The sequence below is a fragment of the Sulfitobacter sp. SK025 genome (assembly GCF_003352105.1).
In the GTDB taxonomy this organism is placed as follows: Bacteria; Pseudomonadota; Alphaproteobacteria; order Rhodobacterales; family Rhodobacteraceae; genus Sulfitobacter; species Sulfitobacter pontiacus.
This window is the reverse complement of the sequence record NZ_CP025808.1, coordinates 785,354-810,978: the sequence shown is the minus strand read 5'-3', so window position 1 is coordinate 810,978 and position 25,625 is coordinate 785,354. Positions and strand designations below refer to the sequence as shown.

General features: G+C 62.5%; 26 protein-coding genes and 1 tRNA gene. 9 read left to right on the top strand and 18 right to left on the bottom strand.

Going from position 1 to position 25,625, the window contains the following annotated elements; all coding sequences use genetic code 11:
• Position 1: 1 nt before the first annotated feature.
• The 4 genes from lysA to argH form a co-directional block, all read right to left on the bottom strand.
• Positions 2-1,267, bottom strand: coding sequence for a diaminopimelate decarboxylase (lysA, locus tag C1J04_RS03845; protein ID WP_009826029.1), 1,266 nt, complete (start codon positions 1,265-1,267; stop codon positions 2-4).
• A 148-nt stretch (positions 1,268-1,415) separates the two neighbouring features.
• Entirely contained in the window at positions 1,416-1,619 is a 204-nt protein-coding gene (locus C1J04_RS03840) for a hypothetical protein (protein ID WP_005851483.1), read from the bottom strand.
• Positions 1,616-1,795 (bottom strand): hypothetical protein, encoded by a 180-nt coding sequence (locus C1J04_RS03835; protein ID WP_009826028.1) that lies wholly within the window; start codon positions 1,793-1,795, stop codon positions 1,616-1,618. Before C1J04_RS03835 ends, C1J04_RS03840 begins: the two co-directional genes overlap by 4 nt.
• Entirely contained in the window at positions 1,792-3,183 is a 1,392-nt protein-coding gene (gene argH / locus C1J04_RS03830; protein ID WP_005851479.1) for an argininosuccinate lyase, read from the bottom strand. The genes C1J04_RS03835 and argH overlap by 4 nt, the downstream gene beginning before the upstream one ends.
• A 22-nt stretch (positions 3,184-3,205) precedes the next feature.
• Here argH and C1J04_RS03825 point away from each other — a divergent pair, with 22 nt between their 5' ends.
• Entirely contained in the window at positions 3,206-3,775 is a 570-nt protein-coding gene (locus tag C1J04_RS03825; RefSeq protein ID WP_009826027.1) for a TlpA disulfide reductase family protein, read from the top strand.
• A gap of 33 nt (positions 3,776-3,808) precedes the next feature.
• On the opposite strand, the gene C1J04_RS03820 is transcribed toward C1J04_RS03825, so the two are convergent.
• Entirely contained in the window at positions 3,809-4,882 is a 1,074-nt protein-coding gene (locus C1J04_RS03820; RefSeq protein WP_009826026.1) for a Hint domain-containing protein, read from the bottom strand.
• Between the two features lie 93 nt (positions 4,883-4,975).
• Positions 4,976-5,893 (bottom strand): lipid A-modifier LpxR family protein, encoded by a 918-nt coding sequence (locus C1J04_RS03815; protein WP_009826025.1) that lies wholly within the window; start codon positions 5,891-5,893, stop codon positions 4,976-4,978.
• A gap of 184 nt (positions 5,894-6,077) precedes the next feature.
• On the opposite strand from C1J04_RS03815, the gene C1J04_RS03810 reads away from it, so the two are divergent.
• Complete coding sequence (locus C1J04_RS03810; RefSeq protein WP_174226595.1) at positions 6,078-6,602, top strand: winged helix DNA-binding protein; 525 nt, start codon at positions 6,078-6,080, stop codon at positions 6,600-6,602.
• Here the strand turns inward: C1J04_RS03810 and eda are convergent.
• The gene (gene eda / locus C1J04_RS03805) at positions 6,599-7,246 is read right to left on the bottom strand and encodes a bifunctional 4-hydroxy-2-oxoglutarate aldolase/2-dehydro-3-deoxy-phosphogluconate aldolase (RefSeq protein ID WP_005851466.1); all 648 of its coding nucleotides are present in this window, start codon (positions 7,244-7,246) and stop codon (positions 6,599-6,601) included. The genes C1J04_RS03810 and eda overlap by 4 nt on opposite strands.
• Positions 7,247-7,267: 21 nt before the next feature.
• The gene (edd, locus tag C1J04_RS03800; RefSeq protein WP_009826024.1) at positions 7,268-9,070 is read right to left on the bottom strand and encodes a phosphogluconate dehydratase; all 1,803 of its coding nucleotides are present in this window, start codon (positions 9,068-9,070) and stop codon (positions 7,268-7,270) included.
• Positions 9,071-9,239: 169 nt separating this feature from the next.
• Here edd and C1J04_RS03795 point away from each other — a divergent pair, with 169 nt between their 5' ends.
• Together C1J04_RS03795 and nagA are read left to right on the top strand one after the other, a co-directional pair.
• Complete coding sequence (locus C1J04_RS03795) at positions 9,240-10,115, top strand: BadF/BadG/BcrA/BcrD ATPase family protein (protein WP_005851462.1); 876 nt, start codon at positions 9,240-9,242, stop codon at positions 10,113-10,115.
• Entirely contained in the window at positions 10,112-11,242 is a 1,131-nt protein-coding gene (nagA, locus tag C1J04_RS03790; protein WP_009826023.1) for an N-acetylglucosamine-6-phosphate deacetylase, read from the top strand. The genes C1J04_RS03795 and nagA overlap by 4 nt, the downstream gene beginning before the upstream one ends.
• Positions 11,243-11,313: 71 nt before the next feature.
• On the opposite strand, the gene C1J04_RS19680 is transcribed toward nagA, so the two are convergent.
• The 7 genes from C1J04_RS19680 to C1J04_RS03750 all read right to left on the bottom strand — a co-directional run bounded on the left by C1J04_RS19680 (position 11,314) and on the right by C1J04_RS03750 (position 18,382).
• Entirely contained in the window at positions 11,314-11,835 is a 522-nt protein-coding gene (locus C1J04_RS19680; protein ID WP_302621061.1) for a UGSC family (seleno)protein, read from the bottom strand.
• Positions 11,836-11,859: 24 nt separating this feature from the next.
• Positions 11,860-13,449: a TlpA family protein disulfide reductase gene (locus C1J04_RS03775; RefSeq protein WP_009826021.1), complete on the bottom strand. Its 1,590-nt coding sequence runs from the start codon at positions 13,447-13,449 to the stop codon at positions 11,860-11,862.
• A 63-nt stretch (positions 13,450-13,512) separates the two neighbouring features.
• A tRNA-Sec gene (locus tag C1J04_RS03770) sits at positions 13,513-13,607 on the bottom strand.
• 41 nt (positions 13,608-13,648) lie between these two features.
• Positions 13,649-15,520 carry a selenocysteine-specific translation elongation factor gene (gene selB, locus C1J04_RS03765; protein ID WP_009826020.1) on the bottom strand — a complete coding sequence of 624 codons (1,872 nt, stop codon included), beginning with the start codon at positions 15,518-15,520 and terminating at the stop codon, positions 13,649-13,651.
• On the bottom strand, positions 15,517-16,887 hold the full coding sequence (selA, locus tag C1J04_RS03760) for an L-seryl-tRNA(Sec) selenium transferase (RefSeq protein ID WP_009826019.1): 1,371 nt from the start codon (positions 16,885-16,887) through the stop codon (positions 15,517-15,519). The genes selB and selA overlap by 4 nt, the downstream gene beginning before the upstream one ends.
• Before the next feature lie 126 nt (positions 16,888-17,013).
• The gene (locus C1J04_RS03755) at positions 17,014-17,940 is read right to left on the bottom strand and encodes an MYG1 family protein (RefSeq protein ID WP_005851434.1); all 927 of its coding nucleotides are present in this window, start codon (positions 17,938-17,940) and stop codon (positions 17,014-17,016) included.
• 130 nt (positions 17,941-18,070) lie between these two features.
• On the bottom strand, positions 18,071-18,382 hold the full coding sequence (locus C1J04_RS03750; protein WP_005851432.1) for an ETC complex I subunit: 312 nt from the start codon (positions 18,380-18,382) through the stop codon (positions 18,071-18,073).
• Positions 18,383-18,522: 140 nt separating this feature from the next.
• On the opposite strand from C1J04_RS03750, the gene C1J04_RS03745 reads away from it, so the two are divergent.
• On the top strand, positions 18,523-18,807 hold the full coding sequence (locus tag C1J04_RS03745; protein ID WP_009826017.1) for a hypothetical protein: 285 nt from the start codon (positions 18,523-18,525) through the stop codon (positions 18,805-18,807).
• Positions 18,808-18,907: 100 nt separating this feature from the next.
• The gene (uvrB, locus tag C1J04_RS03740; protein WP_009826016.1) at positions 18,908-21,124 is read left to right on the top strand and encodes an excinuclease ABC subunit UvrB; all 2,217 of its coding nucleotides are present in this window, start codon (positions 18,908-18,910) and stop codon (positions 21,122-21,124) included.
• Between the two features lie 9 nt (positions 21,125-21,133).
• On the opposite strand, the gene C1J04_RS03735 is transcribed toward uvrB, so the two are convergent.
• Positions 21,134-21,319: a DUF3008 family protein gene (locus C1J04_RS03735; protein WP_005851426.1), complete on the bottom strand. Its 186-nt coding sequence runs from the start codon at positions 21,317-21,319 to the stop codon at positions 21,134-21,136.
• A gap of 167 nt (positions 21,320-21,486) precedes the next feature.
• On the opposite strand from C1J04_RS03735, the gene C1J04_RS03730 reads away from it, so the two are divergent.
• Positions 21,487-21,741 (top strand): hypothetical protein, encoded by a 255-nt coding sequence (locus C1J04_RS03730; protein WP_009826015.1) that lies wholly within the window; start codon positions 21,487-21,489, stop codon positions 21,739-21,741.
• A 73-nt stretch (positions 21,742-21,814) separates the two neighbouring features.
• On the opposite strand, the gene C1J04_RS03725 is transcribed toward C1J04_RS03730, so the two are convergent.
• Positions 21,815-22,093, bottom strand: coding sequence for a hypothetical protein (locus C1J04_RS03725; RefSeq protein ID WP_009826014.1), 279 nt, complete (start codon positions 22,091-22,093; stop codon positions 21,815-21,817).
• 155 nt (positions 22,094-22,248) lie between these two features.
• Here C1J04_RS03725 and C1J04_RS03720 point away from each other — a divergent pair, with 155 nt between their 5' ends.
• Complete coding sequence (locus C1J04_RS03720) at positions 22,249-22,434, top strand: PLDc N-terminal domain-containing protein (protein ID WP_005851419.1); 186 nt, start codon at positions 22,249-22,251, stop codon at positions 22,432-22,434.
• A gap of 128 nt (positions 22,435-22,562) precedes the next feature.
• Entirely contained in the window at positions 22,563-23,237 is a 675-nt protein-coding gene (locus tag C1J04_RS03715; RefSeq protein ID WP_009826013.1) for a hypothetical protein, read from the top strand.
• Here C1J04_RS03715 and C1J04_RS03710 read toward each other — a convergent pair.
• On the bottom strand, positions 23,234-25,522 hold the full coding sequence (locus C1J04_RS03710; protein WP_037954117.1) for a glycosyl hydrolase family 28-related protein: 2,289 nt from the start codon (positions 25,520-25,522) through the stop codon (positions 23,234-23,236). The two genes, C1J04_RS03715 and C1J04_RS03710, sit on opposite strands and share 4 nt — an antisense overlap.
• Positions 25,523-25,625 lie beyond the last annotated feature (103 nt).

Here is a 25,625-nt window from a genome sequence, read left to right as displayed (position 1 = left end):
GTCACAGCCATTCGGGAATGGTATCGCGATTTATCATTTCGTCAAAGGTCGGGCGTCGGCGGATAACCGCAAATTGATCGCCATGGACCAGCACCTCGGGGATCAGCGCACGAGAGTTGTATTCGCTGGCCATTACCGCGCCATAGGCACCGGCACTGCGGAAGGCCACCAGATCGCCCGCCACCAGCTTTGGCATCATGCGCTGCTTGGCAAAGGTATCACCGGATTCGCAGACCGGCCCGACGATGTCATAGGGCTGCTGCTCGGCCCCGGCTTCGGCTTCGACGACGGGGATGATATCGTGATGGGCTTCGTACATGGCGGGGCGGATCAGGTCGTTCATCGCTCCGTCGATGATCAGGAAATCGCGGCCCTCGCCGGATTTGACATAGATCACCTCGCTCACCATAAGTCCGGCGTTGCCCGCGATCAGGCGGCCCGGCTCGATCTCGATCTCGCAGCCCAGATGGCCAAGCGTCTTTTGCACCATCGCGCCGTAATCCGTGGGCAGCGGCGGGGCGGCATTGCTACGCTCATAGGGGATTCCCAGCCCGCCGCCCAGATCCAGGCGACGGATGGTGTGCCCGTCGGCGCGCAGCTGCTCTGTCAACTCGGCAACCTTTTGATACGCCAGTTCGAACGGCGTCAGATCGGTCAGCTGGCTGCCGATGTGCACGTCGATGCCCACGACCTCTAGGCCCGGCATCGCGGCGGCCATGCGGTAGACTTCGCGCGCGCGGGCGATGGGGATACCGAATTTATTCTCGGACTTGCCGGTCGCGATCTTGGCATGGGTTTTGGCGTCGACATCGGGGTTCACGCGGATGGTGATCGGCGCGACCTTGCCCATCGACCGTGCGACGGCGTCCAGCACCTCCATCTCGGGTTCGGATTCGACGTTGAACTGGCGGATGCCGCCCTCAAGCGCGAGCCGGATTTCCGACACGGTCTTGCCCACGCCCGAGAACACGATCTTGTCGCCGGGCACGCCTGCCGCCTTGGCACGCAGGTATTCCCCCGCCGACACCACATCCATGCCCGCCCCCGCCTGCGCGAGCGTTTTCAGCACCGCTTGGTTCGAGTTCGCCTTCATCGCGTAGCAGACCAGATGGTCCATCCCGTCCAGCGCATCGTCAAAAGCCTTGAAGTGGCGCAACAGCGTGGCGGTGGAATAGACGTAAAAGGGCGTGCCGACCGCGGCTGCGATCTCGGAGATGGCGACATCCTCGGCGAACAGCGCGCCATCGCGGTACAGGAAATGATCCATAGTTTCAGGCTCCTAAGCTTTTCCCGCCGAAAGCTGCCGGCGATCGTTTACGGGCGGCGGACCGCAGGGAAAGGCATCGCGGCAGACCACAGCTTACCCCAATACCAAAGGCGGCGGGAATGGCAATCAGCGCCACCCGCCCCGCCGGTCAGAATGTCTTGGAAACGCCCACATCCACATGCCCCGAGATATGCACACCGGGCTCATAGTTGCTGCGATGCTTGCGGGTGGCGGTATCCGTCGCGGGGGGATAGGCGCGGCTGTCATGGGCGCTTGGCGCATGGCGTTGCGCGCTGTCACAGCCCGCCAGCACCGCCAATGCAACCACGGCCAGCACCGCCGCGCGGATCACAGCGCCGCCCCCAGACCCAGCCGGAACGGGCCGCGGCCAAGGGTGACGCCAGTGCCCACCGACATGCCCGACGACGACAGCGTCACCGTGCTATTGACCTGCGGCGGCACGGGTTCCCCGTCCACACCACAGGCGGCGAGGGTCAGCAACAAGGCAATAATGGCGACGGGTTTCATCCGATGATCCCTTTCCAGCGGGCCACCTGCGCGCGCACCTGTGCGGGCGCGGTGCCCCCGTAAGACATACGCGAATTGACGGAATTTTCCACGCCCAAAACGTCAAAGACATCTGCCGTGATGTCGCCATGGGCCGATTGCATCTGCTCCAGCGTCAGATCCGGCAGGTCGCAGCCGTTCTGTTCGGCCAGCGCCACCAACGATCCGGTGATGTGATGCGCATCGCGGAACGGCAGCCCCAGCACGCGAACCAGCCAATCGGCAAGATCGGTCGCGGTGGAAAAGCCCGATCCCGCCGCCGCAGCAAGGCTTTCGCGGTTCGCGGACATATCCTTGACCATGCCTTCCATCGCGGCCAGTGCCAGCATTAGGTTGTCAGCGGCGTCAAAGACCTGTTCCTTGTCTTCCTGCATGTCCTTGGAATAGGCCAGCGGCAGCCCCTTCATCACCATCATCAGCGCCACATTGGCCCCCATGATCCGGCCGATCTTGGCGCGGATCAACTCTGCCGCGTCGGGGTTCTTTTTCTGCGGCATGATGCTCGACCCGGTCGAGAAACGGTCCGACAGGGTCACGAAACGGAACTGCGCCGAGGACCAGATCACCAGCTCTTCGGCGAAACGGCTCAGGTGCATGGCGCAGATCGACGCAGCGCTCAGGAATTCAAGCGCGAAGTCACGGTCGCTGACCGCATCCAGCGAATTGGCGGCCGGACGGTCAAAGCCAAGCGCCTGTGCGGTCATGTCGCGGTCGATCGGAAAGGACGTGCCCGCAAGCGCAGCCGCGCCCAAAGGCGATTCATTCATGCGCGCACGTGCGTCGCGCATCCGGCTCAGATCGCGGCCAAACATCTCGACATAGGCCATCATATGGTGGCCCCAGGTGACCGGCTGCGCGGTCTGAAGGTGTGTGAAACCGGGCATGACCCAATCGGCTCCGGCCTCTGCCTGACCCAGCAAGGCCTTGATCAACGCCAACAATCCGCTTTCGGCGGCGTCGAACTGGTCGCGGGTCCACAGTTTGAAATCGGTCGCCACCTGATCGTTGCGCGACCGGCCCGTGTGCAGACGGCCTGCCGGTTCGCCGATCACCTCTTTCAGGCGCGCCTCGACGTTCATGTGGATGTCTTCCAGCGCGGTCGAATAGGCGAATGTCCCGCCCTCGATCTCTGACAACACCGTGAGCAACCCTTTCCGAATGGCGTCGGCATCGCTATCACTAATGATGTCTTGTGCAGCCAACATGGCAGCATGGGCACGCGACCCGGCAATGTCCTGGGCGGCCATACGCTGGTCAAACGAGATCGAGGCGTTGATCGCCTCCATGATCGCGTCTGGTCCGGCGGCAAAACGGCCACCCCACATTTTGTTCGAAGTCGTATCGGTCATCAGGCAACCCCTCGGAGGGAAAATGAAAAAGATTATGCTCGCGCTCGTTTATACGGCCCTTGCCCTTGGTGCAAACCCCAGCTTTGGGCAAAGCGCCGACATCAAGCCCCTGCGCGACGGTGATATGAAGAAACTGGTCGTGCACGATTCCCCCGTTGCCACCTCCTCTGTCGCGTTCCAGCTTGAGGATGACGGCGGCGAGACGACGCTTGAAGCGTGGCAGGGCAAATATGTGCTGATCAACTTCTGGGCCACATGGTGCGCGCCCTGCCGCAAGGAAATGCCGCAGTTGAACGCGCTGCAAAAGGAATTCGGCGGCGATGATTTCGAGGTGCTGACCATCGCCACGGGCCGCAACACCCCCGACGGGATCAAACGGTTCTTTGCGGATGCGGGCGTCGATAGCCTGCCACGCCATCAGGATCCGAAACAGGCGCTGGCCAGTCAGATGGGCATTTTCGGCCTGCCGATCACCGTGATCATGGACCCCGAGGGACGTGAAATCGCACGCCTGCGCGGTGATGCGGATTGGTCGAGCGACAGCGCAAAAGCCATTGTTCAGGCGTTGATCGCGGGCAAGGCAGACAGCTAGGCCCGCCCCAAGAAAGCAGGCGATCCGGCGGCGTCAGGCGGCGTGCGCGAGGATCGCCGCTTCGGACATCGACAGATTACGCCGCGCATAGCCGCCATAGGTATGCGGATCAAAGGCGATCTGCGGAAACTGATCCAGCAGCCGCGCGCGGTCGGTCGCATCCAATGACTCTAGCGCGGCAGAGGCAGGGTGAAAGCTTTCCGTCTCTACGCCATTGGCCCAAAGCACCTCGTGGAAATCGAGCAGGAGATGGATATAGGTCACTTCGCGCGCATGGGCATCGATGGTGACACTGCGCCCGTTCACCAGATCCCGCGCGGTGACAAGCACCTCGTCCGTGTTGAACAAGTCATGGGCGACGCGCCCCTTCACCAGCATCCGGTGGCTGGGCGACACCAGCAAATCCGCGTCAGGCTGCGCAGCCCCCAAAGCACCGGCGCGAAACCGGATGGGGCGCAGCTGCGGCATCGCGAACAATCGCGCCCCGCTCATCCGGCGGCTACCGATCCAGCGCACGGGTTGCAGGCCGTTGTCTTTCGTCTGGACGTGATCGCCCTCGCGCAGTTGTTCGATCCGGCGCGCGCCATCGGCGGTGCGGATCATTGTGCCAGGGGTAAAGCAGATGACGCCGCTGCTGTATTGCGCCGCCCGATCCGCCGCGGCGGTATTCAACGTATGCGCGACGACCCACAGATCGGTATTGCGCGGCGGCAGCGCGTCAAGGAACATCAGCAGCGGCTGGCTGCCCTGCCCGACCTCGATCACTGTCACCAGATAGGTCTGCGCGCCGTCGGTCACGGTAAAGCTGTTGTCCATCAAAGGGGTGTCGCGGTCACTGGCGAAAGACCGGTGCGGCGGCGTGGTGCCGTCCAGGGCGGCCCCGACCAAACGATGCACCATCCGCGCAGCCCGTCTGCGCAGATCCCCTGCCTCGTCCGCCTGATCCAGCCGCAACACGTCATTCGGCCCGTCAACGCGAATTGAATCGCCCCGCCATGCCCAGGCTGCCCCCACCTTGAGGGATTGCACCGGTGCGGCGTCCAGCCCGTCTATTTCTGTCTGCGACCAGCTTATGACAAACGTGCCTCGAAAGCCCGTTTTGACCACTGTTCGTGCCTCGTCGTATTATTATTGCCCCAAGGCTATCAAAACCGTTCCCCGCTGGAAAGAACGAATCACCCTATGCACGGGGCCTGCGCGTCAGAAGTCGATCTTGATGCGTACAGAGCCGACAAGCTGGTGATCGGGCTGCGTCTCGTATTCCTTGCCCAGCCACGTCAGACCATAGAACGCCGAGGCCCGCTTGCCCTGCCAATGCACCCCGGCACGCACACGATCGCGGCGCGGGGTCAGGTCATAGCCACGATCCGACGGCAGGAACACGCTGTCGCTGACGCGCGCGATATCGGCCCCAACGACAAAGCCAAAGCCCGTGGCGTCCCGGTTCTGCACCACGCGGTAACGCTGGCCGGTGGTGCTGTCGCGCACCAACATTTCACCGCGTGTGATGTCGCCAAAGGTCAGGTCAAAGCCCGCGCGAACGAATGTCTCTATCCCCGCCTGCCCTTCGACAAAGGGGCGCAGGCTTGTCCGCGCGCCAAGCGGAAAGCTGCGCCCGATCTCGACCAGAACCGTAGGGTGAAAGCCGTCTTCGATCTGGTCATCAAGCACCTGATCAGAGGGCGAGGTCGCGTCGATGATGTCGTGAATACCCCGTTGCAGATCATCCAGATGGGTCTGCGGACCGGTGGCGTAGATCGCGGCCCCGACCGAATACTCCACAGCATCGCGTTCGAAATGGGTGTGCATTCCGACGGACAGGGCACCGGCCCAGGGGCGCGATCCGGCTTGCGGGCGACGCAGGTTCGCGGGGGAGAATACCTCTACCCCCAAACGCAGCTCGATCAACTGCCCAAAGCGGTCCGGCAAGCGCCCCGTCCACGCCGGCCCCCAGACGCGGGACGACACATAGGAGCCCGTGCGCTCGCGGTCGCGAAACTCTCCGATGGAATCATTGGAAATCAGACGGCCATAACCAAGGCGTTCCCGCTCTGTCGCCTGTGCATCCACGGGCAAAAGCAAAAGCGCGGCCAATACCGGTACAAGAAATCGCAGCATCGTCACTCCTATCGCAATGGCTGTAAGGGTCGGCACCCGTTGCCCCTTTGCTACCGCGCCCTGCCGCGTCGCGCTATCCTTGGTACATTTTTCTCGGGCGGGCGTGTCCTTGGCGCACAGACGGATTGCGCGATACCGACAATTCGCTAACATAACGACAGTGAAAACCAGCCTTGAGGCACTGATGTCAGACCCAAAATCGCACCCGTCCCGCCGTATCGTCTCGTCCCGTCACCTTGCCGAGGGCGAAGGATGGGAGGCGTCAGAGCTCGAATACGGGATGATCATCGCCTACAACGCCTTCTCGCGCTGGATGTCGCGCTGCATGGCGGCGGCAGGCAATGCCGACCTGACCCCGCTGGAAATACTGGTGCTGCACAACACCAACCACCGCGACCGTGAAAAACGGCTGACGGACATCTGCTTTCTGCTGAATATCGAAGATACGCATACGGTGAACTACGCGCTGCGCAAACTGCTGAAATCCGGCCTGCTAGAGGCCGAGAAACGCGGAAAAGAGGTGTTCTATCGCACCTCCGCCAGCGGGGCCGAGCTGATAGAGACCTACCGCGCGGTGCGCAACACCTGCCTGATCGACAGCATGGGGCGCACCGATATCAAGGGCGACGACCTGCGCGAGATCGCGGCGCAGCTGCGCGCGATCTCGGGACAGTATGATCAGGCCAGCCGCGCGGCGGCGTCGCTTTAGCCGCGGCTGCCTAGGGTGCTGGCGGCGCGGGCCAGCTCGGTGATCGCCGCCCAATCGCCCTTGCGCATCAGATTGTCCGGCGCGACCCAACTGCCACCCGCGCACACCACGTTGGGCAGCGACAGATAGCTTTCCGCATTGGCAGGGCTCACGCCGCCCGTGGGGCAGAACCGCACCTGAGGCAGCGGCGAGGACAGCGATTTCAGGAAGGGTGCCCCACCCGCAGCTTCGGCTGGGAAGAACTTGAGCATATCATAGCCGCGTTCATAAAGACGCATCGCCTCTGACGCGGTGGCGGCACCGGGCAACATCGGCAGACCCAGATCTTCGGCCGCTTGCAGCAGTTTATCCGTGGCACCGGGCGACACCCCAAAGGTCGCGCCCGCATCCACCGCACGTTTGACATCATCGGGGGTCAGCAACGTGCCCGCCCCGACAACGCCGCCTTCGACCTTTGCCATCTCGGCAATGACCTCAAGCGCGGCATCGGTGCGCAGCGTCACCTCTAGCGCGGGCAAGCCGCCTGCGACCAAAGCTTCGGCCAGGGGGCGGGCGTGCAGCGCGTCATGCACCACCAGGACCGGCACGATGGGGGCACGTTTACAGATGGCATAGGCAGCGGCGCTGGCGTCTTGCGGGGTCATCGGATCATCCTCTGGTCAGGTTCAAATGCTGCTGGCGCCGGTATCAGCCGCGCCAACCGTGTTGCGGAAAGTGGCAAACAGCTCGCGCCCCTGCCCGTATTCATTGCCCGACAGATCAGCCGTCGCGACCGGGCGCTCCATCGCGCCGGGGGTCAGGACCGTCAGCTGCCCGTCGCGGGCGTCGACGCGCACGATATCACCGTCTTGCAAACGTGCAATCGGTCCGCCGTCCACCGCTTCGGGACACACGTGGATCGCGCTCAATACCTTGCCCGAGGCACCGGACATACGCCCGTCGGTGACCAGCGCCACCTTCAGCCCGCGCGCCTGCAGGTTCGCCAGCACCGGCGTCAGGCTGTGCAATTCGGGCATGCCGTTGGCCTTGGGCCCCTGAAAACGCACGACAACGATGACATCCTCGTTGAACTCACCATTGCGATAGGCGTCTTTCACGCTTTCCTGATCATGGAACACGCGGATCGGGGCTTCGACGATGTGATGCTCCGGCTTCACGGCAGAGACTTTGGTGACCGCATTGCCAAGGTTCCCCGCCAGACGTTTCAACCCGCCCGTGGGCTGGAAAGGGTCGCCAATGGGGCGCACGATCTTCTCGTTCAGCGTCTCGGACGGGCCTGCGACCCATTCGACGGCGCCATCCTTGAGCTTGGGGTCTTGGGTATAGCGCGACAGCCCGTCGCCCGCGATGGTCTTGACCTCGTCATGCAGCAAGCCGCCCGCCATGAGCTGACCGATCATAAAGCCCAAGCCCCCCGCCGCGTGGAAGTGGTTCACATCGGCCAAGCCGTTCGGATAGACCCGCGCCAGCAGCGGCGTGACATCGGCAAGATCCGAGAAATCCTGCCAGTCCAGCACGATCCCACCGGCCCGCGCCATCGCGACAAGGTGGATCAGCAGGTTGGTCGACCCGCCCGTCGCATGCAGGCCGACGATGCCGTTCACATAGGCTTTTTCGTCCAGCACATCGCAAACGGGTGTGTATTCATTGCCCAGATGGCTGATCGCCAGCGCCCGCTGCGTCCCCGCAACGGTCAGCGCATCACGCAGGGGCGTGTTGGGGTTCACAAAGGACGCGCCGGGCAGGTGCAGGCCCATGAACTCCATCAACATCTGGTTGGTGTTGGCGGTGCCATAGAAGGTGCAGGTGCCCGGCCCGTGGTAGGCCGCCATCTCTGACGCCATCAGCTCTTCGCGCGTGGCCTCGCCTGCGGCGAATTTCTGGCGCACGATCGCTTTCTCGTCGTTGGAGATGCCCGAGGTCATCGGCCCCGCAGGCAGGAACACCGCCGGCAGATGCCCGAAAGCCTGCGCCGCGATCACCAGACCGGGCACGATCTTGTCACAGACCCCCAGATAGATCGCGGAATCGAAAGTGTTGTGGCTAAGCCCGACGCCCGCCGCCATGGCGATGATGTCACGCGAAAACAGGCTCAGCTCCATCCCCGGGGTGCCTTGGGTCACGCCGTCACACATGGCAGGTACGCCGCCTGCAACCTGTGCCGTCCCGCCCGCCGCGCGCGCGGTGTCGCGGATCAGGGTCGGAAAGCGTTCGAACGGCTGGTGCGCCGACAGCATGTCATTATAAGTCGTGATGATCCCGATATTGCCCGCCGATTGCGTCGCCAGCGCGGCTTGATCCTGCCCCGCACCGGCATAGGCATGCGCCTGCCCGCTGCACGAAAGATGCGCCCGTGCCGGCCCTTCCTCGGCGGCGCGGCGCATCCGCGCCAGATAGGCACCCCGGCTTGGCGCGCTGCGTTCGATGATCCGGTCGGTGACACGGGCTACGGTATCGTTCAACATCATGCTTTCCTTCGTGACGTGGGTGGGCCTAAGGGCCTTCCTACAAAGACGTGAGTATGTTAGCGCTAACTTATCACGCGCATGTGCCATTTGCAAACCCGTTGCGACCATGGGTAAAACGAATGGCGAAAATTGTCTTTCCCCGCCAAAACAGGTGCCCTAAACAATTCGGATGACACAAATAGACCCTCCTTTCCTGATCGGCGTTGACGGAGGCGGCACCGGTTGCCGCGCCGCTGTTGCCACCCCCGATGGCCGTATCCTTGCCGAAGGCAAAGGTGGGCGGGCGAATGTCAGCACCGATTGCGCCACCGCGATCGACAGCGTGCTCACCGCGACGCGCAACGCGATAGAGAGCGCCGGTCTGGATGTCGCCGACATGCCCCGTGCCGTAGCTCATCTGGGGCTTGCGGGATACACGGGGCCGGAAATGGGCCCGCGCGTGCAGGCGGGTCTGCCCTTTGCCAAATCCGTCGTGACCGAAGACACCACCACCACCATCGTCGGTGCCGTCGGAGAGCAGGACTGCCACCTGATCGCCCTTGGCACCGGCACCATCGTGGGCCGCCAAAAGGCCGGCGTGCAGACCTGTATCGGCGGCTGGTGTTATCAGGTCTCGGATCAGGCGTCGGGCGCGTGGCTGGGGCATGGCGTGCTAGAGCAGACCTTGCTCGTCGTCGACGGGATCACCCCCGCCAGCCCCCTGTCGCAGCAGATGCTGGATAAATTCGGCGGTGGCGCGGGCATCGTGCAGTTCAGCCTCAAGGCGCGGCCCGGCGATTTCGCCACCCTCGCCCCCGATGTGGTACAGGCCGCCGCGGCGGGCGACAGCATCGGACGGGCGCTGATGGCAAGCGGGGCCGATTACCTGACCCGCGCCCTGATCGCGCTCGACCATCAACCCGGCGGCCCGCTGTGCCTCACCGGCGGCGTCGGCCCCCATTACGCCGCCTATCTGCCCGACACGCAGACTGCCCATCTGGTCGAAACCAAAGGCCGTGCACTGGATGGGGCCGTCGCACTGGCCCTGCGCGCCGCGCGGGCATGACCGCCCCCCTCACCGCCTATACCGGCGCGCGCATTTTTGACGGGCACGATCTGCTGACCGGTCACGCGCTTGTGGTGCACCCCGACGGCATCCCGCGCATCACATCCCTGACCGCGCTGCCGACGGGGGCCAAAACCCGGAGGCTGAACGGGGGCATCCTCTCCCCCGGGTTTGTGGATCTGCAAGTTAACGGCGGGGGCGGCGCGATGCTCAATAGCGCGCCCGATCTGGACACACTGCACACCATGGCCGCCGCGCACCGACGACTTGGCACCCGCGCATTTCTTCCCACGTTGATCACCGACACCCCCGCCCATAGCCGCGCCGCCATCGCCGCCGTGGCAGAGGCGTTGCACCTGGGCATGCCGGGTATCGCGGGGCTCCACCTTGAAGGGCCGCATCTGAGCGTTGCCCGCAAAGGTGCCCATGACGGCAGCCTGATCCGCCCCCTGTCTGACGATGATATGGCGGTGCTGACCGATGCCGTGGCCCGGATCCCGAACCTGATGATGACGCTCGCCCCCGAAAACGTCACCCCCGATCAGATTACGGCGCTGACGCAGGCGGGCGTGCTGGTATCGCTGGGCCATAGCGATTGCGACTACGACACCGCCATGCGCGCCTTTGAGGCCGGTGCCCGCATGGCAACGCATCTGTTCAACGCCATGAGCCAGGCCAACGCGCGCAGTCCGGGGCTGGTGGGGGCGGCGCTTGATCATCCGCGCGTGGCATCCGGCCTGATTGCCGACGGGGTGCATGTACATCCGGCCATGATCCGCGCCGCACTTGCCGCCAATCGCGGCGCGGCAGAGGTGTTTCTGGTGACCGACGCAATGGCGACTGGCGGCTCTGATATCACCAGCTTCACCCTGAACGACCGCGAGATCCTGCGCCGCGACGGACGGCTGACGCTGGCCGACGGAACGCTGGCCGGGGCCGACCTGACCCTGCTGCAAGCCGTGCGCTATATGCACAACACCGTGGGCGAACCGCTAAAGCGGGCGCTGGCCCGTGCCACAGTAGTCCCTGCGCAACTGCTGGCGCACCCCCCCGAAGCGGACAGCGTCGATGCGATGATCTGGATCAACGACGACCTGTCAGAGCTGCACTGGCTGACCGAGCTGTAACCCTCGCCACCCCATGCTCACGAAAAAGGCGGCCCGGATCTCTCCGCGCCGCCTTAAATTTTTCACGTCAGTCATGCGTCGCGCAACGCCCCGATGATCTGGTCGAACGCCTCACGCGCCTTGGCTCGCATTTCGTCGTCCGTGGCATCCTGAATAGGATGCGGCACCAGCACATAGCGCGCGCCCTCCATGCCTAAGGCCTTGCGCTGCGTTTCAGCGGCTTGGCCAAACACGCTTGAAGCGATGGAAACAGACGGGATCCCCTGGATTTCAAACCAGACTGTATCGTGCATACTGCACGTGGTACATGATCCTCAGTCCGCCAGCCCTTCGACCAGAAAGTCGCATTCATCGCGGATCTGGTGGCGCAGCGTGTCGGGGCACGGCTTGGCGAAAGTCGGCTTGGTATAATGCCGGACCTCAACGCCGGGTGCGTTTTCGGTCAACAACCTGTCCAGTTCATCCAGCAGTATATTGCCGCGCGGCTTGCTGATGTTCAGCAGCCCGACAACCCCCTGGACCGAACCGGACCGTTCGCTGATCTGACGCGCGACGGGGACACGTTCGTCCGTCGGGTCAAGAATTATTGTCATTCACGTCCTCCTCTGCTGTGAAAGCTAGCCTAGATCGATCTTTCTGGAAACGGAAATCGACCCCACCTCCCCCGTGGCCCACCCGTGGAACGCGGACGAGAATTTGCCCGCATCCCCACCGGCCACGACGATATGGATATATTCCTTGCCCGCAAATTTAGGGGCCAACTGCGCCAGTTTTTCCGGCCCCATGCGTTCGGCGTCCGCCACGGGGATACCCGCGCCCGAATGGTCATCCTGCACCATCTCCGACAAGGGGCGCGCCGTGACCTCTTGGATACGGTCGCGCAGCCGGTCTTTGGAATAAGGGCCATCGACGGTCAGCGTCTGGATATGCTCGGGGCAGACCACCAACAGCGCGTCAATCGGCAGGTTATGCATCTTCGGCAGGAACACCCCTTCAAGCCCCTGCCCCAAAGACCCCGCGATCTGGTCTGGCTTGCGCGAGGTTTGGTCCACCAGATGCACCGGCCCGCCGGTCATGGCAAAAACAGTTACAACTGAATCTTGCGCTTCAAACCCACGCTCCACATGCAGCGGCTCCCACGGGGATACCGCCTCGTTTTCAGCAAAACACATCGTATATTTCATCGGATTGCCCAGAACAGAACGTTCAACCCCGCCTGTGGTCGCCCCGCCAACATTGCGAATAATCAACCGCAAGGCGCGCCCGATGGTGGCATTGGCACGGTTGCCTGCCCCCATCGCACCCAGGCCCGCGTTCATACCGATCTTGTCCACGACGGGGCCGTTCACCACCATAACTGTGGCCGCGCCCATCGTCGTGGCGGTGACCCCGTGGATGTTGAATTCATCCGTGCAGACAGCTTCGACGGCTGCGATCACGACGGGCAGATATTCGGGCTTACACCCCGCCATCACCGCGTTGATCGCGATCTTTTCGACCGTGGCGATACCCATGTTTGGCGGCACTGTGGCAATCACATCCTGCGGATCACGATGCGTCCCTTCCAGCATGCGGATCACCCGTTCAGGCGTCGGCGGCACCAGGGGCAACCCGTCCGAGAACCCCTGATCGAACATGAATTCCGCCATGTCATCGCCGCTGGCGACCTCTACCTTGCGGGCGCGCAGACGGCTGCCCTCGGCCTCTGCCCGCAGCGCGTCGTAAACCTCGGGGTCAAAGTGTTTCGACCCGCATCCCGGACGCCAGCCGGGCAAGCTGTCCCAATCGATCTGCGCCGCAGCTTTGCCCGTCGCACGGGCCATCTGGTCGGACAATGCCTGCCAGTCATCGCGCACGAAGCCTTCGAAGTGGGTCACGACAGCGCCGCTTTCATCAATCCAGTAGAGCGCGGGCACGATCTCGAAATCCCAGTCGAACGAGGTCTTGCAGCCCGCATCCTCAAGCACCGGCATGGTCAGCCCGTGGCGCTGCGCGAAATCGCCGTTCTTCTCGCCGGATTGCCCCGGCACCAGAAACCGCACCGCATCACCATAAGCCTGCGACAGCGCCTGCAGCACCGGGCCCGCGATATTGCAGGTCTCGCAATCCTCTTTCACGAAACAGACCAGCGCAGGGCCCGTGCCGTCAAAAGGGTGGGCCGCGCCTTGCAGATCCTTCAGGGTAAATTCCGGTTTCCGATCACTCATGTCGCCCCCTCCCAAGTATGCCGCTGCATACTGTGGGGGATCGTCAGGCATGTCCAGACAGCTTGGCGGAGACGGATGGGAATCGAACCCACCACACGCCGTATCGACGCGTCCATGGTTTTGAAGACCAGGGAAGCCACCAGACTCCGGTCGTCTCCGCGTTGCCACACCGTAGCCCTGCCGCAGGGCAAGCGAAAGCCTAATGCGTCTGCGGCGCGATCTGCCGCGTGTCACCAATCCGCAGGGTCATGCCTAGCGCGTCCAGATGCTCAAGCAGCGGCACGATGAACTTGCGGCTGGTGCCCAAGGCGGTGCGCGCCTCGCTGGTGGTAAAGGCCGTGGGCGGGGGGAAGCTTGCCGCAAGGCTCCGCTGCGCGTGACCGATGGTCGCCGCGTGAAACACGACTTGTTGTTTCAGCGCGATATTCGCCAAGGACACCAACCGCCCCTGCGCCACCATCAGCGCGATCAAATCCGCGTCCTCAGGCGCATCGAACTGCCGCACATCCGGGGGGGAGGTGCCGCCTGTGCGCATACTCTCTTCGATCTCGGTCAAGCGGGCAAGCTGTTGCGGGGCAAGTGCTGCAAAGGGGTCATGCCGTGCGAGACTGACCAAACCGTCGCGCAAAACAACCTCTCCACGCCTGTGCAATTCAGCTTGGGCGAAAGGCACCAAACCCCGCAGTGGCGTCACCCGTTGCAGTACCGCAAGGGCCGCCCCCTGCTTGATCGGGTGGTCGGTATGAAAGCGCTGCAAAGCCGCCACCACCGCCGTTTGCACCGTGGCGAGATCGTCAGCCAGCGCGATATGTTCCGGCGATAACCGCACAACGCCCGAGGGCAGCGCAGCCGTCGCATCGCAGCGCGCCAACCGGACAAGATCAGACCACAGCGCCACCCCGCGCCCCTGCGCACAAAGCGCTGAGGCAAGGGCGGTACCATCCTGCTGCTGTGCCGCCTGCATCACCGCCAACCGCCGTCTGTCGCCCGCCCCGACTGCCGTGGCCTGCGGGTCAAGGATCACCGCGCCCGCCAACGTCGCCGCAGGGGAAAGCTGGCGCAGCACTGCCGCCTGCCCCGCGAACCCCACCACGGGACGTTTAAAGCGCAACTGCCCTAGCCCCGCGCCCCCCGGCGCGATCTGGCCACCGCCCATCAGCCGCAGGGTCGCGACCTCATGCGCCGTGCCCCACAGCACGCGCAAATCCTGCATATGTTTGACCGGTCGCGGTGCCATGTCAGAGACGGTCAACCACACATCCATACAAAGCGTCGCCCCCTGCCCGCCCGTACAGATCACATCACCGCGGGCAATATCCTCTAGCGCGATACCGCGCAGGTTCACCGCGACCCGCTCGCCCGCCGCGACCCTCTCCCGCGCCGCGCCGCGTGCTTGCAGGCCACGGACCACCGTCGCCGCACCGCTTGGCTGCACGGTTAACGCCGCGCCAACCGCCAACGCGCCGCCAAGCAGCGTGCCCGTCACCACCGTTCCGCGTCCCGCCAGTGTGAACGCGCGGTCCACCGGCAGGAACGCCCCCATCGGCGCGGCCCGCGCGGGCAAAGCGTTGAACCGCCGCGCCAAGACCTGCCGCAGATGATCCGTCCCGCCAGCGGTCGTGGCCGAACAAGGCACCAATTCGGCCCCGGTAACGCCTTGCGCGGCAAGGGTATCCGCAATTTCCGCCAGACGGGCGGGCAATGTCGCCTCGGGGATCAAATCCACCTTGGTCACCGCGACCACCGCCACGGGCACCTGCAACAGTCTTGCGATCTGCACATGCTCGCGCGTTTGCGCCGCGACTCCCTCCACGGCCGAGACGACCAGCATCGCGCCCTGCGCGCCGCTCGCACCCGACACCATGGTGCGAATGAAATCCTCGTGCCCCGGCGCGTCAATCAGGTCGAGCGTCCCACCCGCCATCTCGCAATGGGCAAACCCCAGCGCGATCGACAGGCCACGGGCTTTTTCCTCGGCCAGCCGGTCCGTCTCCATCCCCGTGAGCGCGCGCACCAGCGCCGTCTTGCCATGATCCACATGGCCGATCACAATGACGCAGGCCGATGTCATGTGGCGGCGATCGCGCCCAGCGCCGCGACGATATCGGGCAGCTCGTCATCCGTCACCGTGCGCATGTCCAGCCACAGCTTGCCCTGATGGATACGCCCGACAATGGGCACCACCCCGGCCCGCAAACGATCCGCAAGGGTTTCAGCAGGCAGCGCGGCAGAGGCCACGACGACACTGAAACTGTCCAAGTCCTGCTGCGGCAGCGACCCGCCGCCGACATAGGCGGCTGACGCCATCACCTCAACATCCACCCCCTTCACCGCAGCGAGGGAACCCGCGAGCCTTTGCGCCCGCGCCTCTACCTCTGCCAAAGGCTGCGAGAGCGCGCGCAAGACCGGCACCCGCGCCAGCGGATCATGGGGTGGCAGGTAAAGACGCAAGGTCGCCTCGAGCGCGGCAAGCGACAGCTTGTCGATGCGCAACGCCCGCAGCAACGGGTGCTTGCGCAGCCCCGCGATAATATCCGCCCGTCCCGCGATGATCCCCGCCTGCGGCCCACCAAGCAGCTTGTCGCCCGAGAACATGACCAGATCGACACCCGCCTTGAGGATATCCGCCACCACGGGTTCGTCGCGCAGCCCAAAGGGGGCAAGGTCAATCAGCACGCCGCTGCCCAGATCTTCCATCAGGATCAGATCCCGCTCCGCCGCAAGTTGCGCCAAATCATTGCGTGACGGGGCAGAGGTGAAGCCCACGATACGAAAGTTGCTGGTGTGGCTTTTCAACAGAACCGCCGTATCCTCGTCCACCGCATCGGCATAATCGCTAAGCCGCGTCTTATTCGTGGCACCGACCTCTTTCAGCTCTGCACCGCTTTGCGCGATCACATCGGGCAGACGGAAAGACCCGCCAATCTCGATCAGCTCCCCGCGCGAGGCGATCACCTTGCGCCCCGCGGCGGTGCCCATCAGGGCCAAGACAACCGCCGCGGCGCAGTTGTTCACGATCAGCGCCGCCTCTGCGCCGGTCAGTTGACAGATCAGCGCCTCGGCATGGTCATAGCGCGACCCGCGCTTGCCAGTTTTCAGGTTAAGCTCAAGGTTCGAAGGCCGCGCAGCGATCTGGTCCATCGCCTGCAACGCCTCGGGGGCAAGACGGGCGCGGCCCAGATTGGTGTGGATGATGATACCCGTGGCATTGATGACAGGGCGCAGGTTCGGCTGGCGGGCTGCCTTAATCCGGTCGGCAATTCTATGGGCAAAGGGTTCACTGGCGAAATCGGGCAAGCCGACCACCCCGCCGCCCTGAATATCACGGCGCAGCTGGTCGAGCGTTTCGCGCAGGGCGCGGCGCACCTCGTCATGGCTGTAGGTCGCAACCAAAGACGCCACATGCGGTTGCTGCAACAGCGTATCGATCTGTGGCAAATGTCTAAGCTGGCTGGTCACGCGTCACGCCCCCCGATGGCTGAACGCGCAGTGTAATCGCGCGGGCCACGGGGGCAAGCCGGAACGCAGGCCACAGGCGGGCGACCAAAAGGCCCGCCGCGCGGGTTACGCTGCCAGCGCTTCCTTCACCGCGATGTCGGCCATCTGCAAAATCGCCTCGCGGCTATCGGCGACGGCGATAAAGCGGCCGTTGTGGCAGAACTTTGCCCCCTTGACGCCCGATGCTTCCTCAAGCGCGGCGTCTTTTTGACCCGCCCAAGCCACCGGAAGATCAGCGCGGTTCTCGAACGTATCATCCCCCGACCGGATCGTTGTCAGCGTCCATTCCTCGCCGCGCGGGTGGATGACGAACAACAGATGATCCGCCCCCGCCTTCACCACGGCCCCGCGAAACGGCATGCCCATGGGCAGGTCCAGCACATGGCCCTCGCCCGCAGCATCAATGGCGGTCATGACCATCGCTTCGGCGCGGAACTTGGCGGCTTTGCGACGGATCGACGCTTCGACAAAGGCGCGCGCAATGGGCAAGGCGGCGGCAAAGGCGCGGTCGTCCACGCCTTCCTCGCGGTCATCGAAGACGGGTTTCAGGCTTTCCAACAGCGCGGGCAAGGTCAGACCGGCAAACAGCGGCCCCGCCTCTGACGCGTTGACGGCACCATTGTCCAGCAGGTCGATCGGCAGAACAAACCCGCGATCGAAACTGTCGTGGATGGCATTCACATCCGCCTCGGGTACGTCAAGCGCGCGCAGATAATCATGCCCGTAATGCGCCCAGATCAGCCCGAAAGAGCTATAGGGCTGCCCGTCTTCACGCAGCGGATTGGGACGTTGATGGTGATCGAAAATCCCTGCTTCGGCATCAAAGTCACCGCCCACGTCGTAGATGATGCGCCCCTCGGCCGGTGTGATCAGCGCCTTGTCGCGGCTGCGCAGCACCGTGGCGTCTGGAAACAGCCGCGTCAGGATGACAGAGGATAGGAGTTCATCCGCGTGAAAACCGCCTGAGTGGGTCACGAGTTGGGTGATCGTCATGTTTCTGTACCTTTGCGCATCTGTTCAGCAGGTCGAAATGAAAACGGGCGACCGTGCGAGGGGCCGCCCTGTGAATATGTATCGCTCACACCGCCCGTCACGGGCCTAGCATAAGAAAACGTAGAAAGAGTTAATGCGTCCAGGCCCCGCGGCGCCCTGTGGCGAAATTCTCGCCATAGCCGCCGGCGCGGACATTTGCGCGGCGTTTGTTGGGGTCTTGCACCAGCGCGTCGATGTTGTGGTCGCGGGCGTATTCCACCGCTTCTTCCTTGGTGGCGAACTGCAAACGCACCTGCGTTTGCGTGTCCTTCGACGAGGTCCAGCCCATCAACGGGTCAATCTCGCGCGCGTGCTCTGGGTCGAATTCCAGCAACCAGACACGGGTTTTGGCCGTGCCAGAGGACATGGCAGTTCGGGAAGGCTGATAAATACGCGCGCGCATAGCTGAATCTCCGCTGTGATCAGGCGGTTTATCAGCCAAATACGGCCAAGGATCAAGGCATCACAGTGATTTGTGCCGAATTCGCGTTACATATGCTGCGGCGCAGCATAGACTGACTTCATGCAATCGGAGCACCTCTCATGAACCCCCTGACCCTGATGACGCTCAATGCCAACCTCACCAAGCTGATGATCGACACCCAAGCCGTTATGACGCTTAGGCTTTTGGGGATGGCCGGCGCCCTTCCCCAGACCCGCGGAGAGAACGCCCGCATGGTCAATGAAAAAGGCCCCGCCATGGCCAAAGCCTATCAGGCGGCCACCAAAGCCGCCTTTGCCGGGGGCACGCCCGACCAAATTTTCTCGGCCGCGATGGTGCCGGTCAGCAAAAAGGTCAGGGCCAACCGCAAGCGACTGACCAAATAAGCCTGCGACGAAAGCGACATATGCGCGTCGCGCAAGGCTGTGCCCCTTGAACCTACGCAAAAACATGACACCTTAGGGAACACCCCCAAAGGACGATGTTATGGCCTACGCCCACTCTGACAGTCTGCCCGAGCGCAAAGACGCCTATCTTGCCAATCCCGCGCCCAACGTGCGCGAACGCCCCAAGCTCGAGGGCGGCAAGAAGTTCAAACTGGCGACCGAATTCGAACCCGCAGGCGACCAGCCCACGGCGATCAAGGAACTGTCCGAAGGGGTGCGGTCGGGCGAACGCGATCAGGTGCTGCTGGGGGCCACGGGGACGGGCAAGACGTTCACGATGGCCAAGGTGATCGAGGAAACGCAGCGCCCCGCGATCATCCTCGCGCCGAACAAAACGCTGGCGGCGCAGCTTTACGGCGAATTCAAAGGGTTCTTCCCAGACAACGCCGTGGAATATTTCGTCTCATACTACGACTACTACCAGCCCGAAGCCTATGTCGCGCGGTCCGATACCTTCATCGAGAAGGAAAGCCAGATCAACGAACAAATCGACCGGATGCGCCACTCTGCCACGCGGGCGCTGCTGGAACGCGATGACGTGATCATCATCGCGTCGGTGTCGTGCATCTACGGGATCGGCTCGGTCGAGACCTATGGCGCGATGACGCAGGACCTCAAGACCGGCAACAACTATGACCAACGCCAAGTGATCGCGGACCTGATCGCGCAGGCGTATAAACGCAATGACGCCGCCTTCCAGCGTGGCACCTTCCGCGTGCGCGGCGACAGCCTTGAAATCTTTCCGGCCCACCTTGAGGACCGCGCATGGCGTCTGTCCTTCTTTGGCGAAGAGCTGGAAAGCATCACCGAATTCGACCCGCTCACCGGCGAGAAGACCGGCAGTTTCGACCAGATCCGCGTCTATGCGAACAGCCACTATGTAACGCCGAAACCAACGATGAACCAAGCGGTGATCGGCATCAAGAAAGAGCTGCGGATGCGGCTGGACCAGCTCGTCGCCGAAGGCAAACTGCTGGAAGCGCAACGGCTTGAGCAACGCTGCAACTTCGACATCGAGATGCTTGAAGCCACTGGCGTCTGCAACGGGATCGAAAACTATTCGCGCTATCTCACGGGCCGCGCGCCGGGCGAACCGCCCCCCACGCTGTTTGAATTCATCCCCGACAACGCGATTGTCTTTGCAGACGAAAGCCACGTCTCCGTGCCGCAGATCGGCGGGATGTACAAAGGCGACTACCGACGCAAATTCACGCTGGCCGAACACGGGTTCCGCCTGCCCTCTTGCATGGATAACCGCCCCCTTAAGTTCGAGGAATGGGATGCCATGCGCCCGCAGTCGGTCTTTGTCTCGGCCACCCCCGCCGCGTGGGAAATCGAACAATCCGGCGGTGTGTTTACCGAACAGATCATTCGCCCCACCGGCCTGATCGACCCCAAGATCGAGATTCGCCCTGTCGAAATGCAGGTCGACGATCTGCTGGACGAGGTGCGCAAGGTCGCCGCTGACGGCTATCGCACGCTTTGCACCGTTCTGACCAAACGCATGGCCGAAGACCTGACCGAATACATGCACGAACAGGGCATCCGCGTGCGCTATATGCACAGCGATATCGACACGATCGAACGCATCGAAATCCTGCGCGACCTCCGGCTTGGTGCTTTCGATGTGCTGATCGGGATCAACCTTCTGCGCGAAGGCTTGGACATTCCCGAATGTGGGCTGGTGGCGATTCTCGATGCGGATAAGGAAGGGTTCCTGCGCTCGGAGACCTCGTTGATCCAGACCATCGGTCGGGCCGCGCGGAACGCCGAAGGCCGCGTGATCATGTACGCCGACCGCATCACCGGCTCGATGGAACGTGCGATTGGCGAAACCGACCGCCGTCGCGCCAAGCAGCTGGCCTATAACGAAGAACACGGGATCACGCCGACAACGGTCAAGAAGAACGTCGATGATATCCTCGCCGGTCTCTACAAAGGCGATGTGGACATGAGCCGCGTCACGGCCAAGATCGATAACCCGCTCGCGGGCGGCAACCTGCAAACCGTGCTCGACGGGCTACGCACCGATATGCGCAAAGCGGCCGAGAACCTCGAATTCGAGGAAGCCGCACGCCTGCGCGACGAGGTCAAACGGCTCGAATCTGTCGATCTGGCCATCGCCGACGATCCGATGGCGCGTCAGTACGCTGTCGAAAAAGCCGTCGACGACGCGCAAAAGGCGTCGGGCCGATCAACCGGCGGTCGCGGCGGGATGCGCGGTGGCAAATCCCGCTACGGCGGCAAAAAACGCTAGGCGGCGCGTCTAGTCATCCACCTCGTCCGGCAACCCGTCATGGTCGGTCGAGGCCATCTCCTCCAGCTCGTCCTCCGACATGCTGTCGTACATATCTTTCGACGCGCCTTGCAGATCCTTGACCTTGGTCTCGCCCCGCTTGGCAGACAGGGCTGCACCGGCGGCGCGTTGTTGGGCTTTCGATTGGGCTTTCATCGCTGTCTCCTGTCAGTTGGATGTAGCGGCACAACCCGTCCACCCGCCCGCAGTTCCCCTGCTACGGCTTGGCGCATAATTATTTTCATGCGCCCGTTGCAAGGTGATTGCTTTGCACCCGCACCCACCCCACATTCGGAGTCTGCGCTTTATCCGGAGGATCCCAAATGCGCCTGATCGCCCTTGTTACACTGGGCCTGACCGCCCTCTCTGCCCCCGCCTTTGCCGATGAGACAACCGGCACGATCCTTGCCTATGACCGCCTTGCCAATATCATCGTCCTGCAAGACAAATCATCCTGGACGCTGGATGCCAAAACCCTTGTTCCGTCCGACCTGATGGCGGGCGATAAAGTCACGCTGACCTTCGCCTCCGACGGCGACAACGGTGCGAAACCCGCGACCAAACTGACCCGCAACTAAGCCCTATCCCATAACAAAAGCGCCCCCTGACCAAATCAGAGGGCGCTTTCTGCGTTCAAACCATCAAACGATATCAGTCACCTGCGGGCGGAGTAACCTCAAGACCGGGGACGGTGATCGTTTTCTCTTCGGTGGTCACTTCAACGTCAGGAACTTCAACGTCGACCTCTTCTTCAGTCACGGAAACCGAACCGGTCTGTGCGTCAAACTCGGGCAGGTTGCCGCCTTCGACGGACACATCAACATCCGGCAGCGAGCCTTCTTCAGTCTGATCGATATCGATGAAAAAGATCGCAAATGCGATGACCAGAATTGCGGCAAGGCCTGCGATTACTGCGGTAGAGGTCTTCATAGTATTTCCTTCCAAATTCACTTGCCGTTCTAGGCGATGCAAGGGCAACTCGGCGAAGCGGGAAATGGTTCCAGTAACATTTTCGGGAACATCTGGGCCGAACGGGAAGTTGTGACCCCAGACAGTAATGCAGATTACAACCTAGGAGCTTTACAATGGAATTCGGCCTTCTCGGACTCATTATCCTGATCGCAGACATCTACGCGATCTATCAAATCTTCACCTCCGGCGCTTCGGGGCTTGCGAAAATCCTCTGGATTCTTGGCGTCCTGATCTTCCCGGTCGTCGGCTTTATCGTATGGCTGATCGCTGGCCCACGCGGCGGCAGCGTCAACGTCTAAGCGACGCACACACCATTTGACGAGAAAGGCCCGTAGCATTGCTGCGGGCCTTTTCGCATGCCGCCCCAAAGGTCTGTAAGTAATTTGTTAAGCATGACGCGCCAAGCTACCCGCCGAAAGGGTATCCCATGCGCTACTGGCCGATCCTCCTGCTTGGCTTACTGCAGCTTCCCACCCCTGCACAGGGCGGCGCGTGGCTGCGCGAAAAGGGCACGGGATTTACCTCCACCACGGTAAACGTCACGCGCAACTACGACATTTCGGAAAGCACCTTCATGGAATATGGCGTGCGCGACGACCTGACCCTGGGGGCAGAGGTCGGATTTCTCGCCAGTTCCATCGGCCTGCAATCGGGATTTGGGTCGGTCTTCCTGCGCCGCCCCTTAGGCCGTCGTGACCGCCCGAACGTCTGGTCGGCAGAGCTGGGGTTCGGCGCGGCATGGGTGGGGGATGCGGTCTATCCCAATGTCAAAGCAGGGCTGTCTTGGGGCCGCGGCTATACGCTGGGGCAGAAACACGGCTGGGTGTCCATCGACAGCTCCCTCGCGTGGGACATCTACCTGCAAGAGCATCTCGCCAAAGTCGACGGCACCATAGGCATCAACTTCGGCGACCGGTTTTCGGGAATGCTGCAAATCTACTATGCTTCGACCTCTGTCGCCAGCGCCACCTCTGTCGCGCCCTCTATCGTCATGCGCCCGCTGAAAAGCCGCCCCGATATCCGCTTCCAGATCGGGGCAGAAACGTTGATCAACGACACCTCCAACCCCGCGCTAAAACTCTCGATCTGGCGCGAGTTCTAGCGTTTATCCATGCGCGCCTGCATAAAGATCGACCCTTTGACGCTGGTGCTCCAGACCAGATGCAGCAGATCACGATCCGCACCTTGATCCGTCAGCACATAGGGTACGCTGTATTGCGCCACATTCGATCCGTTGCGCACCGGCCCGTCCATCGTGATGCTATCCACCGCAATCGCCCACCCGCCGAACGGAAAGCGGTCGGCAATATCAACCACCCAGGTCTTGGCCAGACTGGCTTCGGTATGTTCAACCTGCACCGGGTTCGACACCGGATTGTGGATGCCGTGGAACGAATTGCCCGTCATCTCGATATTGCGCATCCGCGAGAAGTCCATATCCGCAAAGCTCGTATCGATCCGTTCGACCCGATCAATGAACCCGTTGATGCTGCGGAAGCGGTTGTCGTTGATTGTCAGCCCATTGATCACATGACCCGCCCCATGGGGCTTGATCACAATATAGCTGAACCACGGGGCCACCTCACCCGACAGAAAGATATTACCGCTGATCGACAGGGAGCTGAAAGAATACTCGCTGCTGTAGTCCGGCGCGGGGTCTTGTTCGTTGGTCCATTCGACAAAGCAATTGTCGATATAGTTCCCGCTGACCACGCTCGCCGTGTGCTGTGCCGCAAGGATCAACCCGGCAGAGCGGACGCCGTTCTTGACCGTATCCCCCTGAAAGAAGTGGTTCCCCGTGACGATATTATTCTGCCCCGCCAGCAGCGCAAAATGGCGAAAGCGGGTGGCACGGTTGTCGCGGATCTTAACGTCATTGGCGTTGCAGTTGATCGCGATCGTGGTCCGGTCCGGCACGTCCAAGGCATCCTCGGCGGACAGGAACTGGCAACGGTCCACGAACATCCCCTGACAGCCCCCCCCGATCGACGTGATACCGCGATCCTTCGGGCGCGAGATAAAGCAGTCCCGCACATGGAAAATCGTCCCTGATGGCGCAAGGTTGATGGCGCTGGCCACGTTGTTGCACTGGAATTCTATGTCATCCAGCACGAATTTGCTCAGCTGGCTGTAGTTGCTGAAATCCAGCAGATACTGGAACCGCGTAAAGATAAAATTCTGCGTCCCCGCCGCATCATACAAGGGCGCGTTCAGGGTAATCTCTTGCGTGGCGACGTTCTTGGCGCGCACATAAATCTCGCGCCCGACGCCATTGCCCGTGATCAGCGCCCCCACAGGCACATTCGCCACATTCACCACATTTGTCAGCTTGCGCGCATCCGAGGGCGAATAGCTGGCTTGCGAGGTCACCGTGACCGTATCCCAATCGCCATTCGTGGCCGCTTCAAACTGGCCATTGCGGATCACCCGCCGCGTGGCATAGCTGCTGCGTTCGGGCGTCGCGGCCTGCATATCGATCGGGCCGGTCACGTTGACCTTGCGCCCGCCCAGATCGAGCGATTCATGATCCGCATTGTTCAGCAGCGCCTGAAACGCCTTGCGAAAGGCGATCTCTTCATTCCCGAAAGCCTCGATATAATTCGGCAGATCAAAGTTGCGCCGCAGCAGCAGGATCGCGCTGGCGGGCATGGTCACCGTCCCTTCAAACCGCGTCGGCGCGTCAAAGGTCACGTCCCCGTTCAGCAGATACGTCCCGCGCGGGATCAACACGCTGCGCCCCTGCGCATCCGCATTCGCCGCCACAAAAGCCGCCGTATCATCGGTGCTGCCATCCCCCACCGCGCCATAGTCCCGCACATCCACCTGTGCCAGCATGTCGCGCAGGAAAACGCCCGTCACATCCTCGATCTGCAAATCGTCAATGCGAACGACCCCGCCATTCTGCCCCGTGAGGTCCAGCCCGAAATGCCCATAGACCGGCGCGTTGCCCCAGACCATATCGACCCCGCCGCGCAGCCCCGACCCGACAATCGCGCTGACCTCGACCACCTCGCCGTAGCTGGTCAGCGTCACCGCCGGACCGGCCTCCACCAGCCCGCCCGCTCGGCTGCCATTGCCAAGCGCCGGATACCCCGCGATCCGCACCGACGGTAGATTCCCACTGATCGCCTTCACCCGCGCCGTGATCCGCAGGTAACACCCCGGCAAAAGTGGCGTTTGCCCCATATATCGCAGCTTTTGTGTGGATTGCGTTTTTATCAGCTCAAGCGCCCCGCCAAAGTCCTGATCCGCAGGGATAAACGCCGCATTTATGGCATTGGCATAGGTATCAGACCCCGCCGTGCCATCTCCGCTTGAGTACACATCCAAGCCTTGCGCAAAAGCCGCAGGTGTCAGTAGCAAACCGTCCGTGATTGCCTTGTTCATCGTCATCCCCTTCGTCGGGTTGCGATGTCGCCCCCCATGAATTGCAAAACTCCGGCGCTTGGCCGGCAGGGGGAAAGATTTATGCACAAAGGGTTAACCACGC